This is a genomic window from Streptomyces sp. NPDC050422 (genome assembly GCF_044458665.1).
In the GTDB taxonomy this organism is placed as follows: Bacteria; Actinomycetota; Actinomycetes; order Streptomycetales; family Streptomycetaceae; genus Streptomyces.
In genome coordinates this window covers 70,862-95,876 of the sequence record NZ_JBITIE010000015.1, presented here as the reverse complement: position 1 = coordinate 95,876, position 25,015 = coordinate 70,862, and the positions used below count along the sequence as shown (strand labels likewise).

The 25,015-nt window shown below is 70.9% G+C and carries 18 protein-coding genes; 8 read left to right on the top strand and 10 right to left on the bottom strand.

Annotated features, from left to right (window positions below; all coding sequences use genetic code 11):
* Positions 1-228: 228 nt before the first annotated feature.
* A complete protein-coding gene (locus ACIBJG_RS24160) occupies positions 229-1,038 on the bottom strand; it encodes an SGNH/GDSL hydrolase family protein (RefSeq protein WP_399310299.1) in 810 nt (269 codons plus the stop codon).
* A 238-nt stretch (positions 1,039-1,276) separates the two neighbouring features.
* Here ACIBJG_RS24160 and ACIBJG_RS24155 point away from each other — a divergent pair, with 238 nt between their 5' ends.
* Positions 1,277-2,383, top strand: coding sequence for a DUF5925 domain-containing protein (locus ACIBJG_RS24155; protein WP_399310297.1), 1,107 nt, complete (start codon positions 1,277-1,279; stop codon positions 2,381-2,383).
* A 163-nt stretch (positions 2,384-2,546) separates the two neighbouring features.
* Here ACIBJG_RS24155 and ACIBJG_RS24150 read toward each other — a convergent pair whose 3' ends face one another.
* On the bottom strand, positions 2,547-2,921 hold the full coding sequence (locus ACIBJG_RS24150) for a GntR family transcriptional regulator (RefSeq protein WP_399310295.1): 375 nt from the start codon (positions 2,919-2,921) through the stop codon (positions 2,547-2,549).
* 69 nt (positions 2,922-2,990) lie between these two features.
* Here ACIBJG_RS24150 and ACIBJG_RS24145 point away from each other — a divergent pair, with 69 nt between their 5' ends.
* Positions 2,991-3,911 carry a GNAT family N-acetyltransferase gene (locus tag ACIBJG_RS24145; RefSeq protein ID WP_399310293.1) on the top strand — a complete coding sequence of 307 codons (921 nt, stop codon included), beginning with the start codon at positions 2,991-2,993 and terminating at the stop codon, positions 3,909-3,911.
* Entirely contained in the window at positions 3,892-4,389 is a 498-nt protein-coding gene (locus tag ACIBJG_RS24140) for a DUF402 domain-containing protein (protein WP_399310291.1), read from the top strand. The genes ACIBJG_RS24145 and ACIBJG_RS24140 overlap by 20 nt, the downstream gene beginning before the upstream one ends.
* 23 nt (positions 4,390-4,412) lie before the next feature.
* Here ACIBJG_RS24140 and ACIBJG_RS24135 read toward each other — a convergent pair whose 3' ends face one another.
* The gene (locus ACIBJG_RS24135; protein WP_399310289.1) at positions 4,413-5,891 is read right to left on the bottom strand and encodes a trifunctional class I SAM-dependent methyltransferase/NUDIX hydrolase/VOC family protein; all 1,479 of its coding nucleotides are present in this window, start codon (positions 5,889-5,891) and stop codon (positions 4,413-4,415) included.
* 216 nt (positions 5,892-6,107) lie between these two features.
* Here ACIBJG_RS24135 and ACIBJG_RS24130 point away from each other — a divergent pair, with 216 nt between their 5' ends.
* A complete protein-coding gene (locus tag ACIBJG_RS24130; RefSeq protein WP_399310287.1) occupies positions 6,108-7,172 on the top strand; it encodes a lytic polysaccharide monooxygenase in 1,065 nt (354 codons plus the stop codon).
* A gap of 25 nt (positions 7,173-7,197) precedes the next feature.
* Here the strand turns inward: ACIBJG_RS24130 and ACIBJG_RS24125 are convergent, their stop codons facing one another.
* From ACIBJG_RS24125 to ACIBJG_RS24115, 3 genes are all read right to left on the bottom strand, one after another.
* On the bottom strand, positions 7,198-8,091 hold the full coding sequence (locus tag ACIBJG_RS24125) for an esterase/lipase family protein (protein WP_399310285.1): 894 nt from the start codon (positions 8,089-8,091) through the stop codon (positions 7,198-7,200).
* Between the two features lie 208 nt (positions 8,092-8,299).
* Positions 8,300-9,334 carry a hypothetical protein gene (locus ACIBJG_RS24120; RefSeq protein WP_399310493.1) on the bottom strand — a complete coding sequence of 345 codons (1,035 nt, stop codon included), beginning with the start codon at positions 9,332-9,334 and terminating at the stop codon, positions 8,300-8,302.
* Positions 9,335-9,357: 23 nt separating this feature from the next.
* Positions 9,358-12,837, bottom strand: coding sequence for a DNA polymerase III subunit alpha (locus tag ACIBJG_RS24115; protein ID WP_399310491.1), 3,480 nt, complete (start codon positions 12,835-12,837; stop codon positions 9,358-9,360).
* Between the two features lie 224 nt (positions 12,838-13,061).
* On the opposite strand from ACIBJG_RS24115, the gene ACIBJG_RS24110 reads away from it, so the two are divergent.
* Complete coding sequence (locus ACIBJG_RS24110; RefSeq protein ID WP_399310284.1) at positions 13,062-14,117, top strand: DUF3533 domain-containing protein; 1,056 nt, start codon at positions 13,062-13,064, stop codon at positions 14,115-14,117.
* A gap of 235 nt (positions 14,118-14,352) precedes the next feature.
* Entirely contained in the window at positions 14,353-14,850 is a 498-nt protein-coding gene (locus ACIBJG_RS24105) for a phospholipase (RefSeq protein ID WP_399310282.1), read from the top strand.
* A 40-nt stretch (positions 14,851-14,890) separates the two neighbouring features.
* Here ACIBJG_RS24105 and ACIBJG_RS24100 read toward each other — a convergent pair whose 3' ends face one another.
* Positions 14,891-16,300, bottom strand: coding sequence for a serine hydrolase domain-containing protein (locus ACIBJG_RS24100; protein ID WP_399310280.1), 1,410 nt, complete (start codon positions 16,298-16,300; stop codon positions 14,891-14,893).
* 83 nt (positions 16,301-16,383) lie between these two features.
* Between ACIBJG_RS24100 and ACIBJG_RS24095 the strand changes: the two genes are divergently transcribed.
* The gene (locus ACIBJG_RS24095) at positions 16,384-16,863 is read left to right on the top strand and encodes a SitI3 family protein (protein ID WP_399310278.1); all 480 of its coding nucleotides are present in this window, start codon (positions 16,384-16,386) and stop codon (positions 16,861-16,863) included.
* A gap of 265 nt (positions 16,864-17,128) precedes the next feature.
* Here ACIBJG_RS24095 and ACIBJG_RS24090 read toward each other — a convergent pair whose 3' ends face one another.
* Positions 17,129-18,214 carry a S1 family peptidase gene (locus ACIBJG_RS24090; protein WP_399310275.1) on the bottom strand — a complete coding sequence of 362 codons (1,086 nt, stop codon included), beginning with the start codon at positions 18,212-18,214 and terminating at the stop codon, positions 17,129-17,131.
* Positions 18,215-18,621: 407 nt separating this feature from the next.
* Here ACIBJG_RS24090 and ACIBJG_RS24085 point away from each other — a divergent pair, with 407 nt between their 5' ends.
* Positions 18,622-19,497 carry an alpha/beta fold hydrolase gene (locus ACIBJG_RS24085; protein ID WP_399310273.1) on the top strand — a complete coding sequence of 292 codons (876 nt, stop codon included), beginning with the start codon at positions 18,622-18,624 and terminating at the stop codon, positions 19,495-19,497.
* 53 nt (positions 19,498-19,550) lie between these two features.
* Here the strand turns inward: ACIBJG_RS24085 and fxsT are convergent, their stop codons facing one another.
* Both fxsT and fsxC read right to left on the bottom strand, forming a co-directional pair.
* Positions 19,551-23,486: an FxSxx-COOH system tetratricopeptide repeat protein gene (gene fxsT, locus ACIBJG_RS24080; protein ID WP_399310271.1), complete on the bottom strand. Its 3,936-nt coding sequence runs from the start codon at positions 23,484-23,486 to the stop codon at positions 19,551-19,553.
* Positions 23,470-24,831 carry an FxsC protein gene (fsxC, locus tag ACIBJG_RS24075; RefSeq protein WP_399310489.1) on the bottom strand — a complete coding sequence of 454 codons (1,362 nt, stop codon included), beginning with the start codon at positions 24,829-24,831 and terminating at the stop codon, positions 23,470-23,472. The genes fxsT and fsxC overlap by 17 nt, the downstream gene beginning before the upstream one ends.
* Between the last annotated feature and the right edge of the window lie 184 nt (positions 24,832-25,015).

The window sequence follows — 25,015 nt, the reverse complement described above, 5'->3', positions numbered from 1 at the left end:
ATCGCTCCTCGGAGACACGCGTGTATCCCGGGCACAGGATTGAGCACACACATACGGAGGTTGACGACCAGTCTGCGAATCTGCCCGATTCCAGGGCGAGTTGGACAGATCGCCAACCTCCGGACGGAGCACGGCGATCGGGCGCCCACCCACCGGAAGAGGCCCTGACCTGCAAAGACCCCCGCCGGCGAGGTGCCACTCGGAGCAGCGGACCGCGGTACGCGCCGGTCAGTCGAGCGAGTTGAGAACGGGCAGATATCCGCCGGACTGCCCGGCGGCGAAGGGGTGGTACGACTCGCCGATGTTGAGCCAGTTGAGACTGTGCAGCCAGGCACTTCCGGAGCAGATCTCGTGCCCGGCGAACTGTCCGGCGACGTCACCGAAGGTGAAGCCGTGGTCGGCGGCGCGCTTGGCGGTGGCCGCGTTGAGGTAGTCGGCGGCGCCGTTGATGGCGGTGCGCACCTTGTCACTCAGGCCGACGACACAGCTGCCGCCGATCTTGTAGAAGCGCGGGTAGCCGAGCACGACGACATGGGCGGACGGAGCCTTGGCGCTGATCGCGGCGTACACCGAGTCGAGCCTGCCGGGCAGCGTGGAGTCCACATAGCTGCGGGCGGTGGCGATCCGGTTGAGGCAGGTGGCCTCCGACTGGAGGACACAGGTCGTCATGACGTCGGCGAATCCCGCGTCGTTGCCGCCGATGGAGATCGAGACGAGGTCGGTCGAGGCGCTGAGCGGTCCGAGCTGACCCGCGGTCACGTCGTTCGTGCGGGCGCCCGAGCAGGCGGCGAAGGCGAAGGAGGCGGGCGAGTGGGCGGCCGCCCAGAGCGAGGGGTAGGCGAGGGTGCTGCGCTTGCAGTCCCCGCTGGAGCTGATGTAGCTGCCGGAGCCGACCCCCGAGGAGTAGGAGTCGCCCAGGGCGACATAGTCGACGGCTTGGACGGACGGTGCGGCGTTCGCGGTGGCTGCCCCGGTCAGGGCGATGACGGCGCCTAGCAGGAGCGAGGACGAGAACGCCACGAGTCTGGACATTTTCATGGAACCTCCCTTGGACCGACCGGCAGGATCTCTGCCATGTCCGTGGTAGCAGCAGCGAAGGCCATTCCGGAAGTGTGCATGCCAAGTCCATCGGATGAGCTTTTCGCGCCGACCCCCTGATCGCGCGTCATATCGGCCTGCTACGCGCTCCCCCCGCGCCCCCGCGCCCCCCGGGCCGGCACGGGCAGGTGACGAAACCTGGGTGCGCCGGGTGCCCCCGTGCCGGATCATGGGCGGCATGCCTGCCACCCCCGAGTCCGCTCTGCCGGTCCGGCTCAACGTCGACGACAGCGACTCCCCGTCCGACGTCGTCGACGCACTGCTTCTCGGCCGCTTCGCGACGGGCGAGCAGCCGTACTCGCATAGTTCCTCGCTCGACCGGGTCAGGAAGAGCGCCACACTGCTGCCCGAGGGGGCGAAGGTGCTGCGCGCCGCCCGCGACGACGACCGCAGCGCCACGCTGGCCGAGGGCGAGGGCTGGACCCTGCTCATCTCGCGGTGGAACCGGGGCGCCGACGTCACGGTCACCGCGACCAGCGCCGAACTGGCCAACAAGGTGCTCGACGAGGCCACGGAGGGCGCCCAGGACGAGCCGGAGCCCCAGCCGGAGAACGTGACGATGGGCTTCTGGTACGTGTCGCCCCGCCGGGGCCCGTACCGTACGACCCGTCAGATCACGGCCGGTACGTGGGACGATGTCCGGCCCAACTACACCGCGCCCGTGGCCGACGCCATGGACCGGCTGATGAAGGTCACCCCGGACGACATCGCGGGCCGGCTGCTCCTGCTGCACGGGCCTCCCGGGACCGGCAAGACGTCCGCCCTGCGCACACTGGCCCGGTCCTGGCGGGACTGGTGCCAGGTCGACTGCGTGCTCGACCCCGAGCGGCTCTTCAACGACGTCGGCTATCTGATGGACATCGCGATCGGCGAGGACGAGGGCAGCTCGAAGGGCCGCTGGCGCCTGCTGCTCCTGGAGGACTGCGACGAGCTGATCCGCGGTGAGGCCAAGCACACGGCCGGCCAGGCGCTGTCGCGGTTGCTCAACCTCACGGACGGACTGCTGGGCCAGGGCCGCAACGTGCTCGTCGGGGTGACGACCAACGAGGACCTGGAACGGCTGCACCCGGCGGTCGTCAGGCCCGGCCGCTGCCTGGCCCGCATCGAGGTGGGCCCGCTGACCCGCAAGGAGTCGGTGGCCTGGCTGGGCACGGACGAGGGCCTGGGCCCGGACGCGGCCCGTGGGGGAACGACCCTGGCGGAGCTCTACGCACTGCGCCGCGGCACGAGCCCCGCATCGGTCCCCAAGCAGGACTCGGGCGCGGACGCGGGGCTGTACCTCTGAGAACCGTTCGGATCCTGACTTCAACCCCGTCCCGCACAAACCAACCACGCCGGGCACCAATTCAAGCCCGTCCGGCGATTGAGGACATCGCTTCAGCCCGTCCGGCGATTGAGGACGAAGCGGCTCGCCGACGCCCCGGCCCGCCGGACGCACCGCCCGCACCTCACCCCGTGTACACCGCCCGCACGGCGTCCTGCGCCAGCTCCAGTGCCCGTGCCCGGGACATCCCCAGCCGCTGGGCGTGCTCCGCGTACTCGCGCGCCGCGGCACCCGCGTTGCGTTCGGCCGCGTCGCCCGCTGCGGCGATGAACGTCCCGTTGCGCCCCCGCGTCTCGATCACCCCGTCCGCCTCCAGCGTCCGGTACGCCTTGGCGACGGTGTTGGCGGCGAGCCCCAGCTCCTCGGCGAAGCCGCGTACGGTCGGGAGTCTGTGGCCGACCGGCAGCGCCCCCGAGCGGGCCAGTTCGGAGATCTGCGTGCGCAGCTGCTCGTACGGGGCGGTGCCGGATTCCGGGTCAACGGCGATCTTCAGAGTCACGGACCGATTCTGCCCCACCGCCGGAAAATCGGGGGCGCCCGGGCCGGACCTGCGGGTACGGTCCGGCGCATGACTGTCATCGTGCGCGATTTCCGGCCCGCCGACGCAGAGGACTGGGTCCGGGTGAGGCGCGCGGCGCTCCCGTTCATGGTCACCACCCCGGAGCGGGTCGTCTTCGACCTGGCCACCGCCCATCCCGACAAGCGGTACCGGCTGCTGGTCGCGGAGGAGGACGGCGAGATCATCGGGACGGCCCAGGTGGGGCTGGCGTACGAGAGCCCCGAGCCGGGGCAGGCGTTCTGCAACCCGTACACCCACCCGGAGCGGACCGGCCGGGGAGCGGGCACGCTGCTGCTGCGCACGGCCGAGGAGTATCTGGCCCTGGCCGGCGCGACCTCGGTCTACGCCTGGGTCCTGGACACCCCCGGCGACCGGGCGTTCGCCGGGAAGCACGGCTACGCGCCGAGCAGGCCGGCGCACTTCCTCCATCTCGACCTGGCGGGCGGAACGCTGCCGCCCCGTCAGGAGCTCCCGGCAGGTGTCGAACTGCGTACGGGCTCCGACTTCGACGACGACCCGCGCCCGCTCTTCGAGGCCGATGCCGAGACCACCGAGGACGAGCCCAGCGACACACCGACCCAGCTGTCGGACTACGAGGAGTGGCTCGGAGAGACCTGGCGCAGTCCCGGCCTCGACCACCACCTCACCTCGGTCGTGGTGGCCGACGGCGAGGTGGCGGCGTTCAGCGCGGCGGAGACCGACGGCGCGAACCGCTACTGGTCGGGGATGACCGGCACCCGGCGTGCCTACCGCAACCGCGGGCTGGCGAAGCTCGCCAAGAACGACTCGCTGCACCGGGCGCGCGACGCCGGGTACACCGACGCCTACACCGGCAATGACGCCGACAACGGTCCCATGCTGGCGATCAACCGCTGGTTCGGCTACGAGATCTGTGCCACGGAGGTGCGCCATGTCCGCAGGCTCGGCTGACGCCGGACTGACGGTCGTCCTGACCAAGGCCGGAAAGACCAAGATCCGCTATCCGGCCGCCCTGGTCGCCGACAACGGCACCCGGGTGACGGTGCGGGCGCCCTGGGCCGCGCCGGGCGTACGCGACTTCGGCTTCGTGCGCTTCGAGCCGGGCGATGTCTTCACCGAGTACTACTGGCGCGATGCCTGGTTCGCGGTGAAGGAGGTCCGCACGGGCGCGGGTGAACTCAAGGGCTGGTACTGCGATGTGACCCGCCCCGCGGTGCTGCGGGACGGCGAACTGCTCGTCGAGGACCTGGATCTCGATCTGTGGGTGTCGGCGGACCGCTCCGCTGTACTGCGGCTGGACGAGGACGAGTTCGAGGAGAGCGGTCTGGCCGGACGCGACCCGGAGGCGGCGGAGGCAGCCGTGGCGGCCCTGGACGAGCTGGAACGGCTCGCCCGCACGGAGGAGGGGTTCGCCGGCCTGCTGGGCTGATCCCCCGCCGGGCTGAGAGTGCCTCAGCCCGCCACCAGTTCCACCTCGTACCCCGCCGCGTCCTCCACATAGGCGGCCACGTGCCCCTCACCGCCCGCGTGCGGATGACGGTCGCCGAAGAGCAGCCGCCAGCCGTGCTCCGGGGCCCGGGCCACCAGCGCGTCGAGGGTGGCCCGGTCCTCGACGTGGAACGCCAGGTGGTTCAGCCCGGCACTCCGTCGTTCGTGGCCTCCGGGGGTCAGGTCGGGCGACTGCTCGATCACCACGTAGTGGTCGCCCCGTCGCCAGCTGCGCCCGTGCGCCCATTGCTGGTACGGGACATGGCCCAGCTCACCGAGGAGCCAGCCCCAGCCCGGGGCGGCGGCCGCCAGATCGGGCACCCACAGCTCGATGTGGTGGAGCCGGCCGGTGCGTGGCCCTCCGGCCGGCAGCGGGACGGCCCGTCGCACGCCTCGTGGTTCGAACGCGACGGTGTCGCCGTCCTCGTGCCAGTGGATCAGGAAGTGCTCCCCCGTCCGGTATCCGTCGAGGCCGGCGCGGCAGTACGCGACCATGTCGTCGGGCAGGGCGTCCAGCGGGAACCACTCCAGCTCGGAGCACTTGTCCGGTTCGCGGTTGTACGGCGGCCGGTCCGGGTCGTACGCCGCCTCGAAGAACCAGCCCGTCCTGGGGCTGCCGCCCGGCCCCCGGTGCTGCATGACCAGGGCCGTGCGCAGCTCCTCCGGTTCGAGCACGACCCCGATCTCCTCGGCCGCCTCGCGGATCACCGCCGCGCGGACGTCCTCGCCGTCCTCGACGTGCCCGGACGGGGCGTGCAGCAGCCCGTCCGCGTACCCCGTCCCGGCCCGCCGGGCGAGCAGGACGTCGGAACCGCGGCGGAGGATCAGATGGACGTCGACCACCTCGGTGTGCCGGCGCGGGGGTTCGGCCCGCGCCACCAGCGCGTAGCGCTCGTCGTCGACCTCCTTGCCCCAGAGGTCCCGGTCGCCGGAGAGCCGCTCGTGGTGGATGCGCTCGGTGAAGGGGGCGATCAGCGCGGTGAGTTGGCCGGCGGGCAGACCGACCCCGTTCCACACGCCTTCGACCAGCACCAGTCTGCCGCCGGGCCGCAGCAGGCCGAACCAGTGGCGCAGGACCTGGGCCGGATCGGGGAGCAGCCACACCACGTGCCGGGCCAGGATCACGTCGAACCGCTGCTTGCCGACCGGCGGCGCCGCCGCGTCCCCGATCAGCACCTCGGTCCCCGTACCGGCCAGCTTGGCGCGTGCCTGCTCGACCATGCGGGGCGAGCGGTCCACGGCGGTGACCCGGTGGCCCTGTCCGGCGACGAGCAGCGCCAGACTTCCGGTGCCGCACCCCAGGTCGAGCACCTCGGAACGCTCCCGGGGCAGCCAGCTCTCCAGGCGCTGCGCCCAGGCGTGCCGGACCACGGGGTCGAGCAGGCCGTGATCCGGCTCGTCGTCGAAGGAACCGGCGGCTGAATCCCAGTCGATCGTCGTCATGAACCGATCGTGCCAGCTGCCACTGACAACGGCGGCGGTCTCCCCGTCCCGTACCGCCGACGGCCGCTCTTAAGCGTTCGTGAGCGGCCCCTTAAGTGCGTCATAACGATCCTCAGCAGGCCCTCCACGCGGGCTTTCCGGGGTCGGCCGGAGGCTAGCTTGCTGTTCCCGGGACGCCCCGTACACAGACCTGGACCGCTGAAGGAGTACCCCGCCATGCCCGCCATCACCCCCGCCCGCCGCAGGGCCGCCGCCGTCGCCGCGCTCGGTGCGACGCCGCTCGTACTCACCGTTCTGACCGCGGCTCCGGCCTCGGCGCACGGCTCGCTGACGGATCCGGTCAGCCGGGTCTCGGCGTGCTTCGCCGAGGGGCCCGAACACCCGCGGTCCGCTGCGTGCGTGGCCGCCGTCGCCGCGGGCGGCACGCAGGCGTTGTACGACTGGAACGGTGTCAACATCGCCAACGCGGCGGGGAACCACCGGCAGTTGATCCCGGACGGCAAGCTGTGCAGCGCGGGCAACGACAAGTTCAAGGGGCTCGACCTGCCGCGCGCGGACTGGCCGGCCACCGACATGAAGGCGGGCTCCCACACCTTCCGCTTCCGCGCCACCGCCCCGCACAAGGGTTCCTTCGCGCTGTATCTCACCACCGCCGGCTACGACCCGGCGAAGCCGCTGACGTGGTCGGACCTGGAGGAGAAGCCGTTCGCCGAGGCCACCGACCCGAAGCTGGTGGACGGTTCGTACGTCTTCGACGGCACCGTTCCCCAGCGTTCGGGGCGTCAGCTGATCTACACGGTCTGGCAGCGGTCGGACTCTCCGGAGGCGTTCTACGCGTGCTCCGACGTGGTCTTCGCGGGCGCGAGTGGTGCGGGTGGTGCGGGTGGTGCGGGTGCCAACGGCACGAGCGGCAGCGGTTCGGTCGCCGCCGTGCCCGCGCCGTCCGCGTCCGCGCCCTCCGAGCAGGAGATCACCGCGGGCGCGGAGAAGTCCTCGGTCGAGCACGGCGGTCACGGTGACGACGACGCCGGTACGGGCGCGGCCGTCACCGAGGCGGCCGGTCCGGCGGATTCCGGTACGGCCGGCGCCAACGCCCCGGTACCGGACAGCGCGTCCGGTGACGTCCCTGTCGCGGGAGCCGACAACCTCGCCGAGACGGGTGGCAGCGCCGCCACGCGCTACTGGGCCATGGGCGGTGCGGCCGCGATCGCACTGGGCGCGGCCGCACTGCTGGCCTCGGTCCGGCGCCGGTCCGCCGCAGCGGCCCGGCGCGGGCTCTGATCCGGCCCGGTCCGGACCTGAGGCCCTACCCGATGACCGAGGCGCAGGTGGTCGGGGTGGCGTGCGCCGGATCCAGGGCGTTCGCCACCTCGTGGTAGGCGATCCTGTCGATGGTCCCGATCGCCACGTGCTCGGACAGGTCGACCGGGCACAGGTCCTGGAGCAGGACGTTGCGTACGTCCGGCCCGTCCAGGAACTGTGTCCGGTACGGGGTCACGACCTCGTCGTACCTGGTCGCGATGACGGTGTAGTGCACGCCGGGCACGGTGTCGGGGACCGAGTTGAGCTTGGTGACGAAGGGGGATCCGGCCACCTGGTCGGCGAGTCCGGGCGTGCCGGCGTTGAGCAGGTCCTCGGCGCCGGGGAAGTACGGCAGCAGCTTCGTCAGGCCGAGGAGGGTGGTGCCGTGGTTGTCGGGCGCGATCCCGACCAGGGCGTTGACCTTGGCCGCTCCGCCGAGGAACTTCAGGTAGTAGTTCGGCATCATGCCGCCCTGGGAGTGGCCGACGAGGTCGGCCTTGGGGGCCCCGGTGGAGGCGAGCACCTTGTCGACGAAGACGGAGAGCTGTCCGGCCGACTTGTCGATCGGGCCGAGGCCGTTGAAGAGCGGCACTCCGGGGAGCTGTCCGTAGTCGAGCGAGTAGACGCAGTAGCCCCGGTTGACGAGGTAGGGGGCGAGGACGAGCCAGTTGTCGACCGAGTTCCCGAAGGTTCCGTGGACCAGGACGACGGGCCGGGGGTGGGCTGCGGAGGGCTTGCAGGAGTAGTCGTTCCAGCCACGGGAGGTGACCGTGGCGGTGGTGGGGGTGGCTGCAGCGGCAGTGGCCGTGGGGGTGGCGAATGCGGCGACGGCGAGGAACAGTGCGGCGAGGGTTGTCCGCGCACGTGGGGTACGCGGCGCACGGGTCCAGGGCAGCATCGTGTGGTCTCCTTGCGGCTCAAGGGAGTTGCGATGGCTGTGCAGAGGTTGCGATTCCTGTGCACGCTGCGGTCCGGACCACAAGTTCTGACGACGTTCTACGTGCTCATGCCAACTTACGCATGAGTAAGGTGGGGTGGGAAGTTACGCGTCGGTAAAAACTGACGCGGCAGTAACCGTAGCTTCAGGACAGTTCCCGACGGGCAGGTCAGGCCGCGAGTCGCCCCGGCATCACAGCCTGCGGCCCGAATCTGGCCCGCAACCGGTCCGCGACCGCCTCGATCCGGCGCGCCCGTTCGTCGACCGGGTCGAAGGTCAGCTGGTGCGCGGCCCGCCCGGCGTCGCCGAGCCCCTCGGCGCGCAGCGCGATTCCCCGTACCCGGGCCCGTTGCAGGGCGAACGAGTCATGGATCCGGTAGGCGAGCGCGGTGAGTTCCGCGGAGTGGGCGGTGGGCTCGCCGAGCGTACGGCTGCGGGTCAGCGTCGCGTACCCGGTCCGGTCGGCATAGCGCACGGAGACCGCGAGCGAGCGGCACACCTGCCCCTCGCCGCGCATCCTCGCCCCCAGTTCCTCGGTGAGCGACATGAGCGCGCGCCGCTGCCGCTCCCGGTCCAGCTCGTCGCGCGGGAAGGTCCGTTCGGCGGCGAGCGAGCGGGCCGCGGCGTTCGGCACGACCTTCGTACGGTCGATGCCGTGCGCCCGCTCCCACAGTTCGCGCCCGGTCCGCACCCCGGTGATCCGCTGCAGGGTGCCGAGCGGGGCGGCCGCGATCCGGCCGACGGAGTCGAGCCCGTAGCCGCACAGGGTGCGGGCCGTCGCCGCCCCGACGCCGTCCAGCGCTGCGGCCGGACGGTCCGCGAGGAAGGCGGTGGCCCCGCCGACGGGCACCACGAAGGTCCTCCCGGGCGCAGCCTGCCGCAGCGCCATCCTGGCCAGCATCGGGTTCTCGGCGGCCCCGATCGCGCAGTCCGCACCGTGCAGGGCCAGGGCGCGGACCCGGATCACCGAGGCCAGCCCCGTCACGTCCCGCCCGAAGTAGCGCAGCGCGCCCCGGACATCGGCGAGCGCCCCGTCGGGCGGCGCCGCCTCGACGACCGGGGTGAACGAACCGAGCAGGGCGAGCAGCCCCGCGTAGCCGGCGCCGTCCGGCAGACCGCCGCCGACCTGGCGGAACCGCAGGCAGAGGATTCCGGGCTGCTCGCTCACCCCGCTCACCCCACTCATCCCGCTCACCCCACTCATCCCGCTCATCCCGCTCATCCCGCTCATCCCGCGCTCCCCGGGCTCTGGTGCCACAGCTTCCTTCCGGTGGGCGCCCCCTCGCCGGGCGGCTGGAGGTCGGACCAGGGGTTCATCTCGTAACCGGTCGGCATCCGGATCCGGCGGCCGCCGTCGTCGGCAGCGGACGCCTCCTCCTCCGGGGCAGCCGCCTCGGCAGGCACCTCCGCCAGCCGGGCCGCGACCGCGTCGAGTCCGCCGGTGCGCCGCAGTTCGGCCAGCTCGGCCAGATTCCAGGCGGCGGCGCCGACCACGCTCAGGCTCCGCGGCCCGCGCCGCTGCACCACACCGCGCACCAGCAGCAGCCAGGAGTGGAAGACGGTGTACGCGCAGGCGGCGTGGCTGTCGTCGAAGAAGGCCAGGTCGACCAGGCCCGTACCGTCGTCCAGGGTGGTGAAGACGACCCGGCGCCCGGAGCGGATCGGCGGGGTCTGGGTGGCCGCCTTGGCACCCGCGACCAGCACGGTGTCCCCGTGCCGCGCCTCGCGCAGGCGCTTGGCCGAGACCGCGCCGAGCTCCTTCAGGAAGGCGTGGTGATCGCTCATCAGATGGCGTGAGACATCCATGCTCAGCACGCCCAGTTCGGCGCTGAGCCGTTCTGCCTCGTTGAGGTCGGGCAGGCCGATGGAGCCGGTGCGGTGTCCGCCGCCGAGCGGGAGCTGTGCGCCCGAGCCGCCGGAGCCCGCGCCGCGCTGGGCGCGATGCAGTTCGGACAGGTGCAGCAGCAGATCGCGGCGGTTGGCGCCGAACGCGTCGAGAGCGCCGACCTGGGCCAGCCGTTCGGCGGCGGGCTTTCCCGGACGGGCCCGCTGCCAGAAGTCCAGCAGCGAGGTGTAGGGCTGCCCGGCCTCGATCCGGGCGACCTCGGCCGCACTGATCCCGTGGACGTCCGAGAGCGCCAGCCGCAGCCCCCAGGATTCCCCTCCTTTCCCCTCATCAGACACCAGTTCGATTCGATGGGCGGCCGCCGAGCGGTTCACGTCCAGCGGAAGCACCGGCACCCCGCGCCGCCGCGCGTCCGCGAGCAGCAGCCGTTTCGGGTACATCCCCGGGTCATGGGTGAGCAGCCCGGCGTAGAAGGCCGCCGGGTGATGCGCCTTCAGCCAGGCCGACTGGTACGTCGGTACGGCGAAGGCCACCGCGTGCGCCTTGCAGAAGCCGTAACTGCCGAACGCCTCGATGATCTCCCAGGCACGGGCGATCACTTCGGCACTGTACTTGCGCACCGCCGCGTGCTGGGCGAACCAGACCCTGATCCGGCCCTGCGACTCGGGGTCGGAGAGCCCGCGCCGGACCCGGTCGGCCTCGTCCCGGCCGCAGCCGGTCATGATGTCGACCATCTCGATGATCTGCTCGTGGAAGACCACCACTCCGTACGTCTCGCGCAGCGGCCCCTCCAGGTCGGGGTGCGGATAGCGGACCGGCGCCCGGCCGTGCCGGGCCTCGATGAACGGGCGCACCATGTCGGCGGCGACCGGGCCGGGCCGGAACAGCGAGATGTCGACCACCAGGTCATGGAAGGTGGCCGGCTGGAGCCTGCCGACCAGATCGCGCTGGCCGGGCGACTCGATCTGGAAGCAGCCCAGCGTCTCGGCGGTCCTGATCAGCCGGTACGTCTCCGGGTCACCCGGCGGTACGGCGTCCAGGTCCACCTCCCGGCCCGAGGCCCGCTTCACCTCCGTGACCGCGTGCGCCATCGCCGACTGCATCCGTACACCGAGCACATCGAGCTTGAGCAGCCCGAGGTCCTCCACGTCCTCCTTGTCGAACTGCGCCATCGGGAAGCCCTCGCCGCTGGTGGGCATGACGGGGGTGCGGCGCAGCAGCGAGGCGTCGGAGAGGAGGACCCCGCACGGGTGCATGGCGATGCCTCGCGGCAGTGCGTCCAGCGCCTCCACCAGCTCCCACAGCCGCCCGTACTTCTCCTTCGTCCGCGCCACCTCGCGCAGCTCGGGCAGTTCCTCCATGGCCGCGAGGGCGTCGCGGGCCCGGATGTGCGGGAAGGCCTTGGCGAGCCGGTCGGTCTCGGCGGGGTTCATGGAGAGCGCGGCACCGACGTCGCGGATGGCGTGGCGCACCCGGTAGGTCTCGGGCATGGCGACGGTGGCGACCCGTTCGGCGCCGAAGCGGCCGATGATCGCGCGGTAGACGTCGAGGCGGCGGGCCGACTCGACGTCGATGTCGATGTCGGGCAGCACGAAGCGGCGCTTGGACAGGAAGCGCTCCATCAGCAGCCCGTGCTCGACCGGGTCGGCGTGGGCGATGCCGAGGAGGTGGTTGACCAGGGAGCCCGCTCCGGAGCCCCGGGCGGCCACCCGGACCTTCATCTCCCTTACATCGTCCACCACTTGAGCGACGGTCAGGAAGTACGAGGCGAAGCCGTGGTGGGCGATGATGTCCAGCTCGTGGTGCATCCGGTCCCAGTAGCCGGGCCTGCGGTCGTAGCCGCGCAGCACCATGCCCGCGGCGGCGCGCGAGGCCAGTACCCGCTGGGCGGTGCGACGGCCGGCGCCGACGAGGTGCGGTTCGGGGAAGTGGACGGAGCCGAGGCCGATGTCGCCCTGGGGGTCGACCACGCAGGCGTCGGCGGTGTGCCGGGTCTCCGCGAGCAGCCGCGCCCCGGCGCCGGGGCCGAGCCCGGCGGCGGCGGTGATCCGCTCGGCGGTCTCCGCCATCGCACGGGCGCCCTTGAGCCAGCGCTCACCGCTGTCGAGCGGGGCGCGGCGCGGGTCGACGGGGACGAGCCTGCGCGCGGAGTCGAGTACGTCGGCGACCGGGCCCTGCCCCGCGTCGGCGTACCGGACGGCGTTGGTCAGCACGGCCCGTATCCCCTGCTCGGCGGCGAAGCCGACGGTACGGGCGGCGAGCCGCAGCGAGCCGGGTCCGGTGCCGCCCCGACCGTGGTGGACGGCTTCGAGCCGCAGGTCGTCGCCGTACGTCTCCCGCCATGGGGCGAGCAGGGCGGCGGCCCGGTCGGGCCGGCCGGCGGCCAGCGCCCGGCCCACCTCGGATGCGGGGCCGAGCAGCACGGTGAGCCCTTCGGCGGGCAGTGCGGGGCGGTCGACCAGGGGCCGGCCACCGTCGGGGACGGCGGCGTGGGCGGCGGTGACGAGGCGGCACAGTTCGGCCCAGCCCTGGGCGCCGTCGCGGGCGAGGAAGGTGACCCGGGGAGCGGATTCATCGACAAAGGCACCCCCGCGGACCGGGGTCCGCAGCCGGTGCGTACGCCCGTCACCCTCCGCGCGCACGGCGGGAGCCACGGCGAGCTCCACCCCGAAGAGCGGCCGCACCCCCGCTTGCTCACAGGCCTTGGCGAACCGGACCGTACCGGCCAGGGTGTCGCGATCGGTCAGCGCGAGGGCGTCCATCCCCCGCTCCGCGACGCGCTCCGCCAGCCGCTCCGGGTGCGAGGCCCCGTACCGCAGGGAGAACCCGGAAACGGTATGCAGATGCGTGAACCCGGGCACCACCCGCACCTCCTGAACCGATCCGTACTCACCACCCCCTCGCTCTCCACCATAGACCAAGTTTCGAACATTCGTGCGATACCCGGGAGTGCGGGCACCGGGGCATGAGCGCCGGAGTGCGAGCATCGGGGTGCGAGCACCGGAGCACGAGCCGTCCCTCCGCCCTTCAGCCATTCGGCCCGGCCCCGAATGCGTGAACGTCGGGCACCCTGGACCGTGAGGGCATGACTTTCGTCGACGAGGTGAAGAACGCCGTCACTCCACGGGCCGCACTGCTCGTCACCGGCGTGCTGGCGCTGCAACTGCTGTTCATCGCGTCCTATATCGGAGCGCTCCATAACCCGAAGGCCACGGACGTCCCCTTCGGTGTCGTCGCACCTCAACAGGTGTCCGCCCGGCTCGTCACCGAACTGAAGAACCTCCCCGGCGATCCCCTGGACCCCCGCACGGTCACCGACGCGGCCACCGCTCGCCAACAGATCCTCGACCGCAAGATCGACGGCGCCCTGATCGTCAACCCCAGGGGCACGACCGACACCGTGCTGGTCGCCTCCGGCGGGGGCACCGTCCTGGCCACCTCCCTGACGAAGATCATCAAGGAGGCCGAGCTCACCCAGCACCGCACGGCACGCGCCGTGGACGTGGCCCCGGCCTCGAAGCAGGACTTCGACGGGCTCTCCTCGTTCTACCTGGCCGTGGGCTGGTGCGTGGGCGGCTACCTCTGCGCCTCGATCCTGGCGATCAGCGCGGGCAGCCGTCCCGCCAACCGTCAGCGCGCGGTGATCCGGACCGGCGTCATGGCGCTGTACTCGATCGCGGGCGGTATCGGCGGCGCGATCATCATCGGCCCGATCCTCGGAGCCCTGCCCGGGTCCTTCTGGGGAATGTCGGGCCTGGGCGCGCTGACCGTCTTCGCGGTCGGCATGATCACGCTCGCCCTGGAAGCGCTCACCGGCATCGTCGGCATCGGCCTGGCCGTCCTGATCGTGGTGATCGCGGGCAACCCGAGCGCGGGCGGCGCCTTCCCGCTCCCGATGCTCCCGGACTTCTGGCGAGCGATCGGCCCCGCCCTGCCGCCGGGCGCCTCCACCTGGACGGCACGCTCGATCGCGTACTTCAGGGGCAACGCGGTGACCGGTCCACTGCTGGTGCTGTCCGCGTGGGCGGTGGTGGGCACGGTCATCACCCTGCTGATGGCGATGCGGAAGAAGCCGGAGACGGCGGATGCCACGGACTCCCCGCTCGCGGGGGCGGCGGGCGGGGGCTCGACGCTGGCTTAGCGGGGGCCACCCCGTACCCCCCCTTCACCACTCCTCACTGCCGCTGCCGCCCCCGCCCACAAGCAGGGGCGGCAGCGGCGTCCTCATGGCCATCGCTCGACGAACACGTCAATTCCCGGCGTCCAGTCGGCGCAACGACTAGGCATGACAGGTACATGGCGGCATCCTGGGGCGACCTCATGAACCCACGAGGTGCACGGCCGCCCCAACTCCTCCTCACCCCACGGAGAATGCCATGCGTCGCCACGTCGCCATGCTGCTCGGCACCGTCGCCCTCTCGCTCCCGCTCGCCCTGCTGCCCACCGCATCCGCATCGGCCGCCCCTGCGGACAAGCCCCAGGTCCTCAGCTCCTGGACCCAGACGAGCGCCTCCAGCTACAACTCCTGGAACGCCGCCCGCAACAACCAGGGCGCATGGGCCGCCTACGGCTTCGACTGGTCGACGGACTACTGCAGCACCTCGCCCGACAACCCGTTCGGCTTCCCGTTCCAGACGGCCTGCGCCCGCCACGACTTCGGCTACCGCAACTACAAGGCCGCCGGTACGTTCTCCGCCAACAAGGCCCGCCTCGACTCCGCCCTCTACTCGGATCTCAAGCGCGTCTGCGCCGCCTACTCGGGCGCGAAGCTGACCTCGTGCAACGCCACGGCCTGGACGTACTACCACGCGGTGGACATCTTCGGAGTCGCACCGGCGAAGGCGGGCACCGCCGGACTGCCTCAGTCCGCCTGACCGCAGAGCTCGTCCATGAACCGTCGCTCTCGTCTACCCCCTACGCGACGTCGGGCCGCGTCATCAACGGCGACCGCACATGCAGAGTCATGTCGGGCCCGGTGAGCGGCAGGGTGCTCCACAGCGCCGTGGCGGTGCCGGCGTCGGCGTCGATCACCAGCCGGACGCGGTGCGGCGTGGTGATGACGTACAGATCGGCGACGAACGTGTTGCCCTGCCAGGCTCCGGCCGCGACGACGGGCCGGCCGAGCGGCGAGCATTCGCGCCATGCACCATGGCCCACCTCGATGTCGAAGAGCGACTCGAACCGTACGCGCCATCCGCCGTCGGTGGGATCGACGATCACTGTCGTCCCCTCGGGCAGAGCCGACTCCTCGGCCGAGGAGTCCAGTCCCGCCCTGACCGACCGCTCCGGGTCGGCCGATCCCTGCACCGACGGCAGCGACAGGCGGCGCAGCCGATCGGCAAGCACCTCGTCGTCCTGGACGCTTCCCCCATGGCCCACTCCGGGCAGCAGGCACTCCCACATGGCGTCGAGCACTTCCTGGGACTCTCCCTGGGCGGTCACGGCGACCACGAGCTCGTGCGACGGGACCACCACGCACTGCTGCCCGAAGGCGCCATGGCCGTGGTACCCGTGACGCGACATCCAGAACTGGTAGCCGTAACCGCAGGAGAAGTCGGCGTCGGCCGATTCTTCTTGGAACGGCAGGCTGTCGATGTGCCGTGCGGTCGCGACCTCCACCCAGTCGCGCGGGACCAGTCGCTCGTCGCCCCAAACGCCTCCGCGCAGCAGCAGTTCACCGAAGGCGGCGACGGCCTCGGTCGTCAGGTGCAGGCCCTGGAATCCGAAGGCGGCACCGCTCGCCACCCGGTCCCACTCGGCGTGATCGACGCCCATCGGCTTGAAGAGACGCTCGTCGAGGAACTCCGGAAGACCGCGGCCCGTGACACGTTCCACCATCCTGGCCAGGACGAAGGTGGTCGAGTTGTCGTAGGTGTGCCGCGTTCCCTCCGCCGCGGCGAACGGCAGGCGCAGGAAGCCCTTCACCAAGTCGTCGGGCTCCGAGTCCCATGCGTCGGTGAGGCTGTCCGTGGGATGCCCGGCTGTCATGGACAGCAGGTGGTGAACGGTGAGGCGGCTTCCCTGCTCCGAGACGCCGGCCGGTACGTGGTCGGGCAGCACGTCCACCACCCGGTCGTCCAGCGAGAGCAGCCCGTCGGCGATCGCGAGCCCCACGGCGATCGACGTGAACGACTTGGTCAGCGAGTAGAGGAGGTGCGGGCGGTCGGCCGAGTACGGCGCCCACCAGCCCTCGGCGACGACGTGACCGCGGTGCACGACCATGATCGAGTGGCACTCGACGGATCGCGCTTCGAGCCGGTCCAGCAGCAGGGCGATCGAACGGGACGATATCCCGGAGACAGCCGGTGCCGAACGTGGAAGCATGGGGCGCCGAGAAGACATCCTGACTTCCTAACAGATCCGCGCGGACCGGTGCGACTGAGTTTTGGGAGAGAAGGACAATCCGCATGAGCATCTCCTACGACCTCGACATGGCGACAGAACAGTCCGCTTCGCAGGTCGCCCACGAACTCTGCGACATCGCACGTACCGCAGGGCTGTTCGACGACTCCATCACCCCTGAGCTGGTCCTCGATGACGGCGCACTGACCGCGAAGGGCATGTGGATCCGCGTCGGCAAGGAGACACGGTCGTGGAGTCCCGTCATCGCCGATCTCGGATTCACCCCGACCGTGTGGGCCGCGTTCCAACCCGCCAGGCCCAGCGACTACTCGGATCAGCAGGACGACATGATTCGTCTGGTCTCCGGACTGCTGGACCGAGCGCCGGGCGACGCAGTACTGCACTTCCAGTCCGAGGTCATCTGGCTGCTGCGCCGAGGTTCGGAACTGAGTCTCAACGAGCGGGACGACCTGTGGCCACCCCACCGCCTGGCCGCTGTCTCGCAGCCCAACCGGCGTGCTACCCATCACTTCTCCGAGGAATGACCCACGCGACGCTGGTCCGTCCCACCACCGAGGGGTGCGGTGTACGTACGGGCCCCGAAGGCCACGGAGGACGGACCGGTACTGCGGGTCGGCCGCGACGAGTGGGTGGCGTTCGTGGCTCGCTCGCGCGCGGGTAGTACCGGCAAGGCGTCCTGAACGGAACAACGGGCTCCGTCCGCATCAGGCGACTGATGCGGACGGAGCCCGTGGTCATGCGGCAGGCTCGGAAGAGGGCTACGTCTTCGCTCTCACCGCACGCAGACCGTCAGCCGATCTCCGCCCCGAACGCCGACAGCGCCTCCGGCACCGGCTGGAAGAACGTCTCACCGCCCGAAGAGCAGTCGCCGCTGCCGCCCGAGGTCAGGCCGATCGCCGTGTCGCCGGCGAAGAGCGAGCCGCCGCTGTCGCCCGGCTCGGCGCAGACCGTCGTCTGGATGAGGCCGTTGACGATGTCGCCGTTGCCGTAGTTGACCGTGGCGTCGAGGCCGGTCACCTCACCGTCGTGCACCTGGGTGGTGGAGCCGCTGCGCGTCACCGTCATCCCGACGGTCGCCTCGCCCGCCTTGGTGATCGGCTGGGCGGAGCCGTTGTAGAGGTCGACCTCGCTGGGGTGCGCGGTGTCGGAGGTGTACTTGACCAGGCCGTAGTCGTTGTCGGGGAACGACGAGCCGGCGTTCGTACCGATCTCCGCGCCGCCCTGGGAGTCCGACCAGCTGGAGATCGCCTCGGTGCAGTGCCCGGCGGTCAGGAAGTACGGTTCGCCGCCCTTGACCACGTTGAAGCCCAGCGAGCAGCGCCCGCCGTTGCCCCAGATGGCGTCGCCGCCCGCGATGAACGGCTTGAACTCCCCGGCGGTCCTCTTGAGCTCGGCCTTTCCGCCCAGCCCCTCGACCACCGAGCTGAGCTTCTGCCAGGCAGCGCCCTTGACCGTACGGTCGGCCGTGACGACCACCTTGTTGCTGACCGGGTCGGTGGCCCATGAGGTGCCGGGGATCGTTGCCTTGCCGGTCAGGGTCTGCCGGGCCGACTTCAGCTCGGCGAGCGAGTTCTGCACGACTCTGGCCTTGCCGCCCGCCTGCCGTACCTGCTCGGCTGCGGCGTCGTCGACCACGTTCATCACGAGGTTCTTCGACGTGGCGTCGTAGTACGCGCCGGCCGCGTCGGCGCCCAGGTCCTTGCCCAGACCGGTGGCGAGCTTTCCGGCCGCCACCGCGTCAAGCGTCCGCGCGGTGAACTGCGGTACGTCGTCGCTGGCGTTCGCACTCTGGAACGTCACTCCTGCTGCGACCAGGGCGACCACGGCCGATCCGGCCAGCACTGCGCGCTTCCTGGACATGCGTCGATGCTTCAACTTCGACCTCCTGTGGGGCCGCGCGCGGATGATGTGGGGTCGCCCGTACGCGGAGGATGGGGCGCCCACTATTCCGACCGGGTAGTTAGCACACAAGGTCGACTTCAGGACGCACACACGACACCACCGGTTCGGTCGTGTCACGTTCACTTCCGGAGGTCACAGCGCGTCGATTCCATCTGCGAACACCCGGTGCGACCGTCCGGTCGGCAGCGGGTGAGGACTAGTCCTGTCCGGTATTCGCCCCTGGGGGTCCGATTCCCGGCGCACCCCGGCCCCACTCCTCCTCGCCGGCCGCCCAGATTCTCCCCACGCGCCATCCCGGGATCGCCTCTGATGGGTCATCATCGGATGGTGCGGGGAAAGCCGGGCACGTCGTGCCCGCAGGAATCGCGAGGAGGCACGGAGTGCGCAGTCGGGTGCGCGCGGCCGACGGGCGGCAACTGGTGGTGGAGCGTCTGGGGGATCCTCGCGGCAGACCGGTCTTCCTGCTGCACGGGATGCCCGGCAGCAGGCTCGGTCCGGCGCCGCGCGGCATGGTGCTGTACCAGCGCAAGACACAGCTGATCACTTACGACCGGCCGGGATACGGCGACTCCGACCGGCTGCCGGGCAGATCCGTCGCCGACGCCGTCCAGGACGTACGGGCCATCGCGGACCACATCGGCCTCGACCGGTTCGCCGTGGTGGGCCGTTCCGGTGGCGCCTCGCACGCTCTGGCCTGCGCCGCGCTGATGCCCGAGCGGGTCACGCGTACCGCCGCCCTGGTCGGGCTGGCCCCCCGGGACGCCGACGGCCTCGACTGGTTCGAGGGGATGGCCCCCTCCAACGTGCTGGCATACACCACGGCACGCTCCGACCCGGACGGGCTCGCGGAGTCGTTCATCTCGCGGTCCGCGGTGATCAGGAAGAATCCGGTGCGGCTGATCGACGATCTGCGCCGGGAGCTGACCGACTCCGACCGGATGGTGGTCAACGACGCCGGCGTGCGCACCATGCTGTTGCGCAACTACCGCGAAGGGCTGCGCACTTCGGCGTACGGCTGGATCGACGACGCGCTCGCGTTCAGTCACCCGTGGGGGTTCGACCCGGCCGCCATCACCGGTCCGGTGCTGCTGTGGCACGGCGAGAAGGACGTGTTCTCACCGGTCGGGCACACCCGCTGGCTGGCGAGCCGCATCCCGGGCGCCACCGTCGTGGTGGAACCGGCGGCCGCGCACTTCGACGCGCTGCACGCACTCCCCCGCATCCTCACCTGGCTGCTGGACACGTCCAGAGGCTGAGCGGCGGAAGCGACGGGAGCGCCCGGCCACCGGCCGGGCGCTCCCGTCGTGCATCACACCGCCTGCGGTTCCAGTTCGCGCTGGAACCGGCGGTCGTCGCGGGCGATCCGGGTGAGCGGATGCTCGTCACCGAGCTGCCGGGCCAGCTCCTCGACCGTCTCCGCCCTGACATGGAGCGCCTCGTCCTTGCGCCCCATCGCCCCGAGAGTGACCGCCATGTTCGACTTCATGGCCAGCGTCTCCGGGTGGTGTGCGCCCAGCACGTCCCGGAACTGCACCGCCAGTGCCCGCTCGGTCTTGAGCACCACGTCGACATCGCCGCGTTCCGCCGTGGCGTTGGCCAGGTTCATCACGCTGAACAGCGTGTTGGGGTGCTCCCGCCCGTACACCTCGCGCATCGAGGCGACCACCCGGGTCAGCACCTGCTCCGCCTCCTCGGCCGCACCGTTCCCCCAGAGGTAGACCCCCAGGTTGTTCAGGGCGGCCAGGGTGTACGGGTGCTTCTCGCCCGGCACCTTCATGTACTGGTCGACGACCTCCTGGGCGGTGGTCCGTGCGTCGGCCGTCTCGCCGGCGGCGAACAGGTCGGCCGCCAGATTGAGGTCGCAGGCCAACGACTCCGGGTTGGCGGAGGTGTACTTGGCCTTGTACCGGGCCCTGGTCGCCACCGTGAGCCGGCGGGCGTCCTCCAGCCGGCCCGCCCGGCGCAGCGAGACCGCCAGGCTCTTGGCCGCGCTGAGCGTGCCGGGGAAGGACCGGCCGAGTGTGGCCTTGTAGCTGTCGTACGTACGGCTGAGGATGCCGACCGAGTCCTCGTACCGTCCGACGTCCCGCAGGTCGCGGGCCAGGTTCATGGCCGAGGAGAGGCTGTACGGGTGTTCCTCTCCGAGCACCTCGCGGCGCCGGTCGAAGACGTCCTGGTCGATCTCGCGGGCCTTGGCGTACTGGCCGATGGACCGCAGGGTGAACGCCAGGTTGTTGGCGGCGGCCAGGGCCCTGGGGTGCGAGTCGTGGAAGATCTGGTTGAACCCGTCGGTGGCCTCGGTCGCCAGCTCGATCGCCCTGGTGTACTCGCCGAGCGTGCCGAGGTCCGTGGCCAGGCTGCTGGTGCTCATGTACGTGTGCGGATGCTCCGGGCCCAGCACCTCCCGCTGGGTCGCCAGGGTGATCTCGTCGAGCTCCATGGCCTCCACGTACCGGCCGCGCGAACGGTAGATGTTGGAGAGGTGGAAGCAGAGGTAGAGGTACTGGATGTCCCGCTCGCCCAGCGTCTCGCGCCAGATCTCGCGCAGCTCCTCGCAGAGCGTGGTGGCCGTCCTGAAGTCACCGCGCTTCCACAGGTAGCGCACCCGGTCGATCAGGAGCCTGCGGGCCTCGGGCTCCTTGCAGTTGCGGGCGTCGGACGGGCCCAGGTGCGGCCATATCGAGGCGAACTGCGGCCAGTTGGCCGGGTTGTCGATCGGCTCGTCGTCATCGGGCCTGGCACCCGCCAGGATGCGGTGCACGGCGTGCCGGGCGTCCCGCTGCTCCTCCTCGGTGAGCTGGGCCCGGATGACGGCCTGGACGAGCCGGTGTACCTGGATGGAGTTGGAGACCTGGTCGACCTTGGCGAGGGCGAACCGGCCGATCTCCCGGATGACCCGGCCCAGCACCAGCTTCTCCTGGAGCGAGGCGTCGTACGGCTTCAGCGCCTCGATCATCTCCTTGCTGTACAGCAGGTTCCCCGAGATCGGCTCCGGGGCGAAGAAGGCGCAGAGCTGGAGCAGCCGCACCGCGGCGGGCGAGCGCTCCTTGAGACGCTGGATGGAGATGTTCCAGGTCGCGGCGACGGGCTCGGGGTAGCCGGCCGGCTGGTTGAGCGCCAGGACCTCCGGGGCCTGCTGGGCCAGCTGTTCCAGGTAGGTGTCGATCGGGGTGGCGGTCTCCGCGATCCAGGCCGCCGCCTGTTCGACGGCGAGCGGCAGGTCGCCCACCGCGGTGGCCACCTGGGCGGCGTCCTCGTCGCTCAGACCCGGGGCCCGGCGCTGGAGGTGCTCGATGGACTCCTCGCGCAGGAAGACGTCGACGGGCAGTGCGTCGCCGTGCTGGGACCAGGCCTGGTTGCGGGAGGTGACCAGGATGTGGCCGGAGCCGCCCTGCGGGAAGTAGCGCCGGAGCCGTTCCGGATCGTCGGCGTTGTCGAAGACGAGCAGCCAGCGGTCCGAGGGCACGCCGCGGCGCAGCATGTCGACGGCCTCCTGGGAGGCGGCGGCCATGTCGTCGCCGCCCTGGGCGCCGAGCCGGACGGCGAGTTCGGCCAGCCCAGCGACGACGTCGTCGGTCTGCTCGGACGATATCCACCAGACCAGGTCGTAGTCGGCCATGAACCGGTGTACGTACTCCAGGGCGACCTGCGTCTTGCCGACGCCGCCGAGTCCGTACAGGGTCTGCGGCTGCGGCAGTACGACGGCCATGCCGCCGCCGAGCTGGTCACGCATCCGCTCCAGGACCAGGGAGCGGCCGGTGAAGCCGGGGTTGCGCGGCGGTGCGTTCCAGATCCGGGGGACGGTGCCGGGAAAGCGCGGGCCGGGCGAGACCGCGTCGGTGAGCTGTACGGGCCGGTCCAGGGCGCGTAACAGGGCGGCGGTGGCGTGCACCTCGTCGAGCCGGAACAGATCGACGGGGTTGCGGTCGATGTAGGGCGCGGACAGGCGTACGTCACCGACCCTGAGCGGCAGCAGATGGCGCCGCCCGCCGCCCGGGTCCTCGGAGACGGCCCGGTCCCAGAGGTTCACCGCGCGCTGCGACTTGAGGTACGCGCTGGAGAGGAGGACCACGGTCCGCACGGCGTTCTCCGCGGCGCCGGCCGTCACCTCCTCGGGCCCCCGCTCGGCGGACACGTCACGGGGCACGACGCGGAAGCCTGCCCGGGTGAGCACGGACTCGATCCAGTCGGCCCACATCCGGTTCTCCGCCACATAGCTGAGGAAGAGATCGGCGGGCAGCGCGGGCCTGCGCCGGGTGAACGCGTCCCGGATGCGCAGCCGCACCTCTTCCCCGACCGGGGGCATCGAGGTGATCTCCTGGCCGGTGATGACGGAGGTGAGCCGTTCGAAGGCGGAGAGGAGGGAGTTGGTGAGCCCCGCCTCGTCGCCGAAGGTGGCCAGCGTCTCCTCGTACGCGTAGTAGGGGCGGTACGGGATCTCCACCGCACCCCAGTAGGCGGTGAGTTCGTCGCCCGACAGGTCGCGGGGCAGCCGGTCGAACTTCAGCCGGGCCAGGGCCCGTCCGGCGTCCGCCTTCTCCTTCTCGCCTTCGTCGATCCGCATCGGGACGGGGAAGATGGAGATGGGGCGGCCGGTGTACCGCTCGGAGATCTGCCGGGCGACCGAGGCGGCGCCGTCGATGGACTGGTCGCTGAGGGTGAAGCAGTCGACGAGCACGTCGGGCAGGTGGACGGTGCAGATGTCGGCGATGTCGCTGAGGCCGGTGCGGCTGTCGATGAGGACGTAGTCGTAGTTCGCCTTCATGTCGTCGCGCAGGGCGTCGAAGAAGTGGCCGCCGCCGAGCCGGTCGTAGAAGTTGTCCCAGTCGAAGGTGGAGACGGTCGCGGAGTACTCGCGGTTCTGCCGTCCGGCGGAGACGAAGTCGAGCGTCCCGCCGTGCGGGAACTCCCAGCCGAGCGCCTCGGGGGTGAGCGAGACGGCGTGCGGCTGGATCCGGGCGTAGTCCCGGTGCCAGTCGTCGGCCCGGTGCACCGGGCTGGTCGCGGCCCAGGCGTATTCGGTGATCAGGTCGATGACACCGGTGGTGGCGCCGAGGGTCGAGGGGTCGAGGAACGGGTGGAAGAACCGGTGGAGTCCGGGGGCCTCCAGGTCCCAGTCGACAGCCAGTACCCGTTTGCCGTTGGCGGCGAGAATCCAGGCGGTGTTGGCCAGGGCCATGGTGCGCCCGGTACCGCCCTTGTACGAGTAGAAGGTGACGATGCGCCCGTCACGACTGGCCGTCATCCGTGTCCTCCGCATCCGTCGCAGCGTCATGTGTCTCGGGGATGTACTGGGTCTGCGCCATCGGTCCCATCAGGCGAGTCCGTTCGGTGGGTCCTCCGCCGCCGGTGGCGGGCAGGTAGACGGCCGCGTGTCTCAGGTACTGCTGGGCGGCCACCTCGACCACCTGCGGCAGGATCTGGCCGAAGGCCTCCATGCTCGGTACGCCCTTGGCGGCGGCACGGCAGTAGGCCCGCCCCTGGCGCATCTTGGTCGGCATCGTCCGCTCCAGCTTGGCGGTCAGTTCGGCCTCGGCGGCCCTGCTCTCGTGGTCGTCGCGGTTCCACGGCACGACCATCGTCACCCAGGGGCGGTTCTCCGCGTCGAAGGCGGCGAGCCGCCGGCACCGGTCCTCGTCCTGGAGCGCCCAGCGGTCGACGAGGAGGATCTCCGGTGTGGTCGGGGGCTGTTTGCCGACCGGGAGTCCGGCCTCCTCGTCGAAGGAGGTGATGGTGGCCTGGTAGTTGAGGGAGCGCACCAGGTCCTCGGCGACGTAGGCCAGGGGCCGTGCGGCGTCCGGGTGGTAGGGGTTCCAGTCCTGCGGGTTGTCGCCGTAGTAGTCGGCGTTGCGCCCCTCGGGCAGGTCATGGCGGGTGGCGGCGGCGATGGTCACCTGCATGGGGCGGGGGCCGCCGGCGGCCATGCTGCTCGGTGAGCCGAAGGCGCTGGGCGCGAGCCGGTAGTCGACGGGGCGGCCGGTTCCGATCCGTACGGTGTCCGCGACGCTGACGATGCGTTTGGCGAGCTCGTACACCGCACGCTCGTACTCCTCGTTGAAGAGTTTGAGCTTGATCAGTCCGTACAGTCCGTCGCTGACGTAACGGTCCCCGAAATCACGGTGGTTGAACTGTAATCGCTCGGCCGGTCCGGGCAGCTGGCTGGGCGGCACCGGCACCCAGAGCGCCGGGACGATCGCCTCGGCGGGCTGGTTGGAGCGGGCCCGGTAGTGGATGGCGCGCTGGGCGAACGCGTACCACTCCTTGCCGCACATCTCGCTGGCGAAGTAGCGCGGCGAGAACAGCGGCACGAACACCCGGCAGGTGGCGAGCACCTCGCCGAGCCGTTCCGACCAGCCCTCACCGGAACGTATCTCGCGGTCGATGAAGCCCGCGGGTGCGCCCGCGGGCAGATCGGTCATGGCCATCACATGGCCACAGAGATCCTGGAAGAGCCGCTCGACCCACATGTCGGGGTCCGTGCCACCGCCGTACCCCGGTGTGTGGGCGTAACTCAAGAAGAAGTACGGCCGATGGTCCGCCGCTCGCTGCTGCGTCGTCGCGTGCACACGACCCCCGTCCTGTGTGAGCACCCGCACCCGAGGAGTGAAGAGAATGCGAGCGAATTCATCATTCCGGAGCGGACCTTGCTCCACCCCCATGACGTTCGGTCAATCAACGCCACTTTTCAGTCATCTGTTCCTGGGCCCTGTCGATCACACTCCTGCATGAATGCGGTCTGGGACTGTTCCTCCCGGTTGTCCCGAGTCTGCGCCC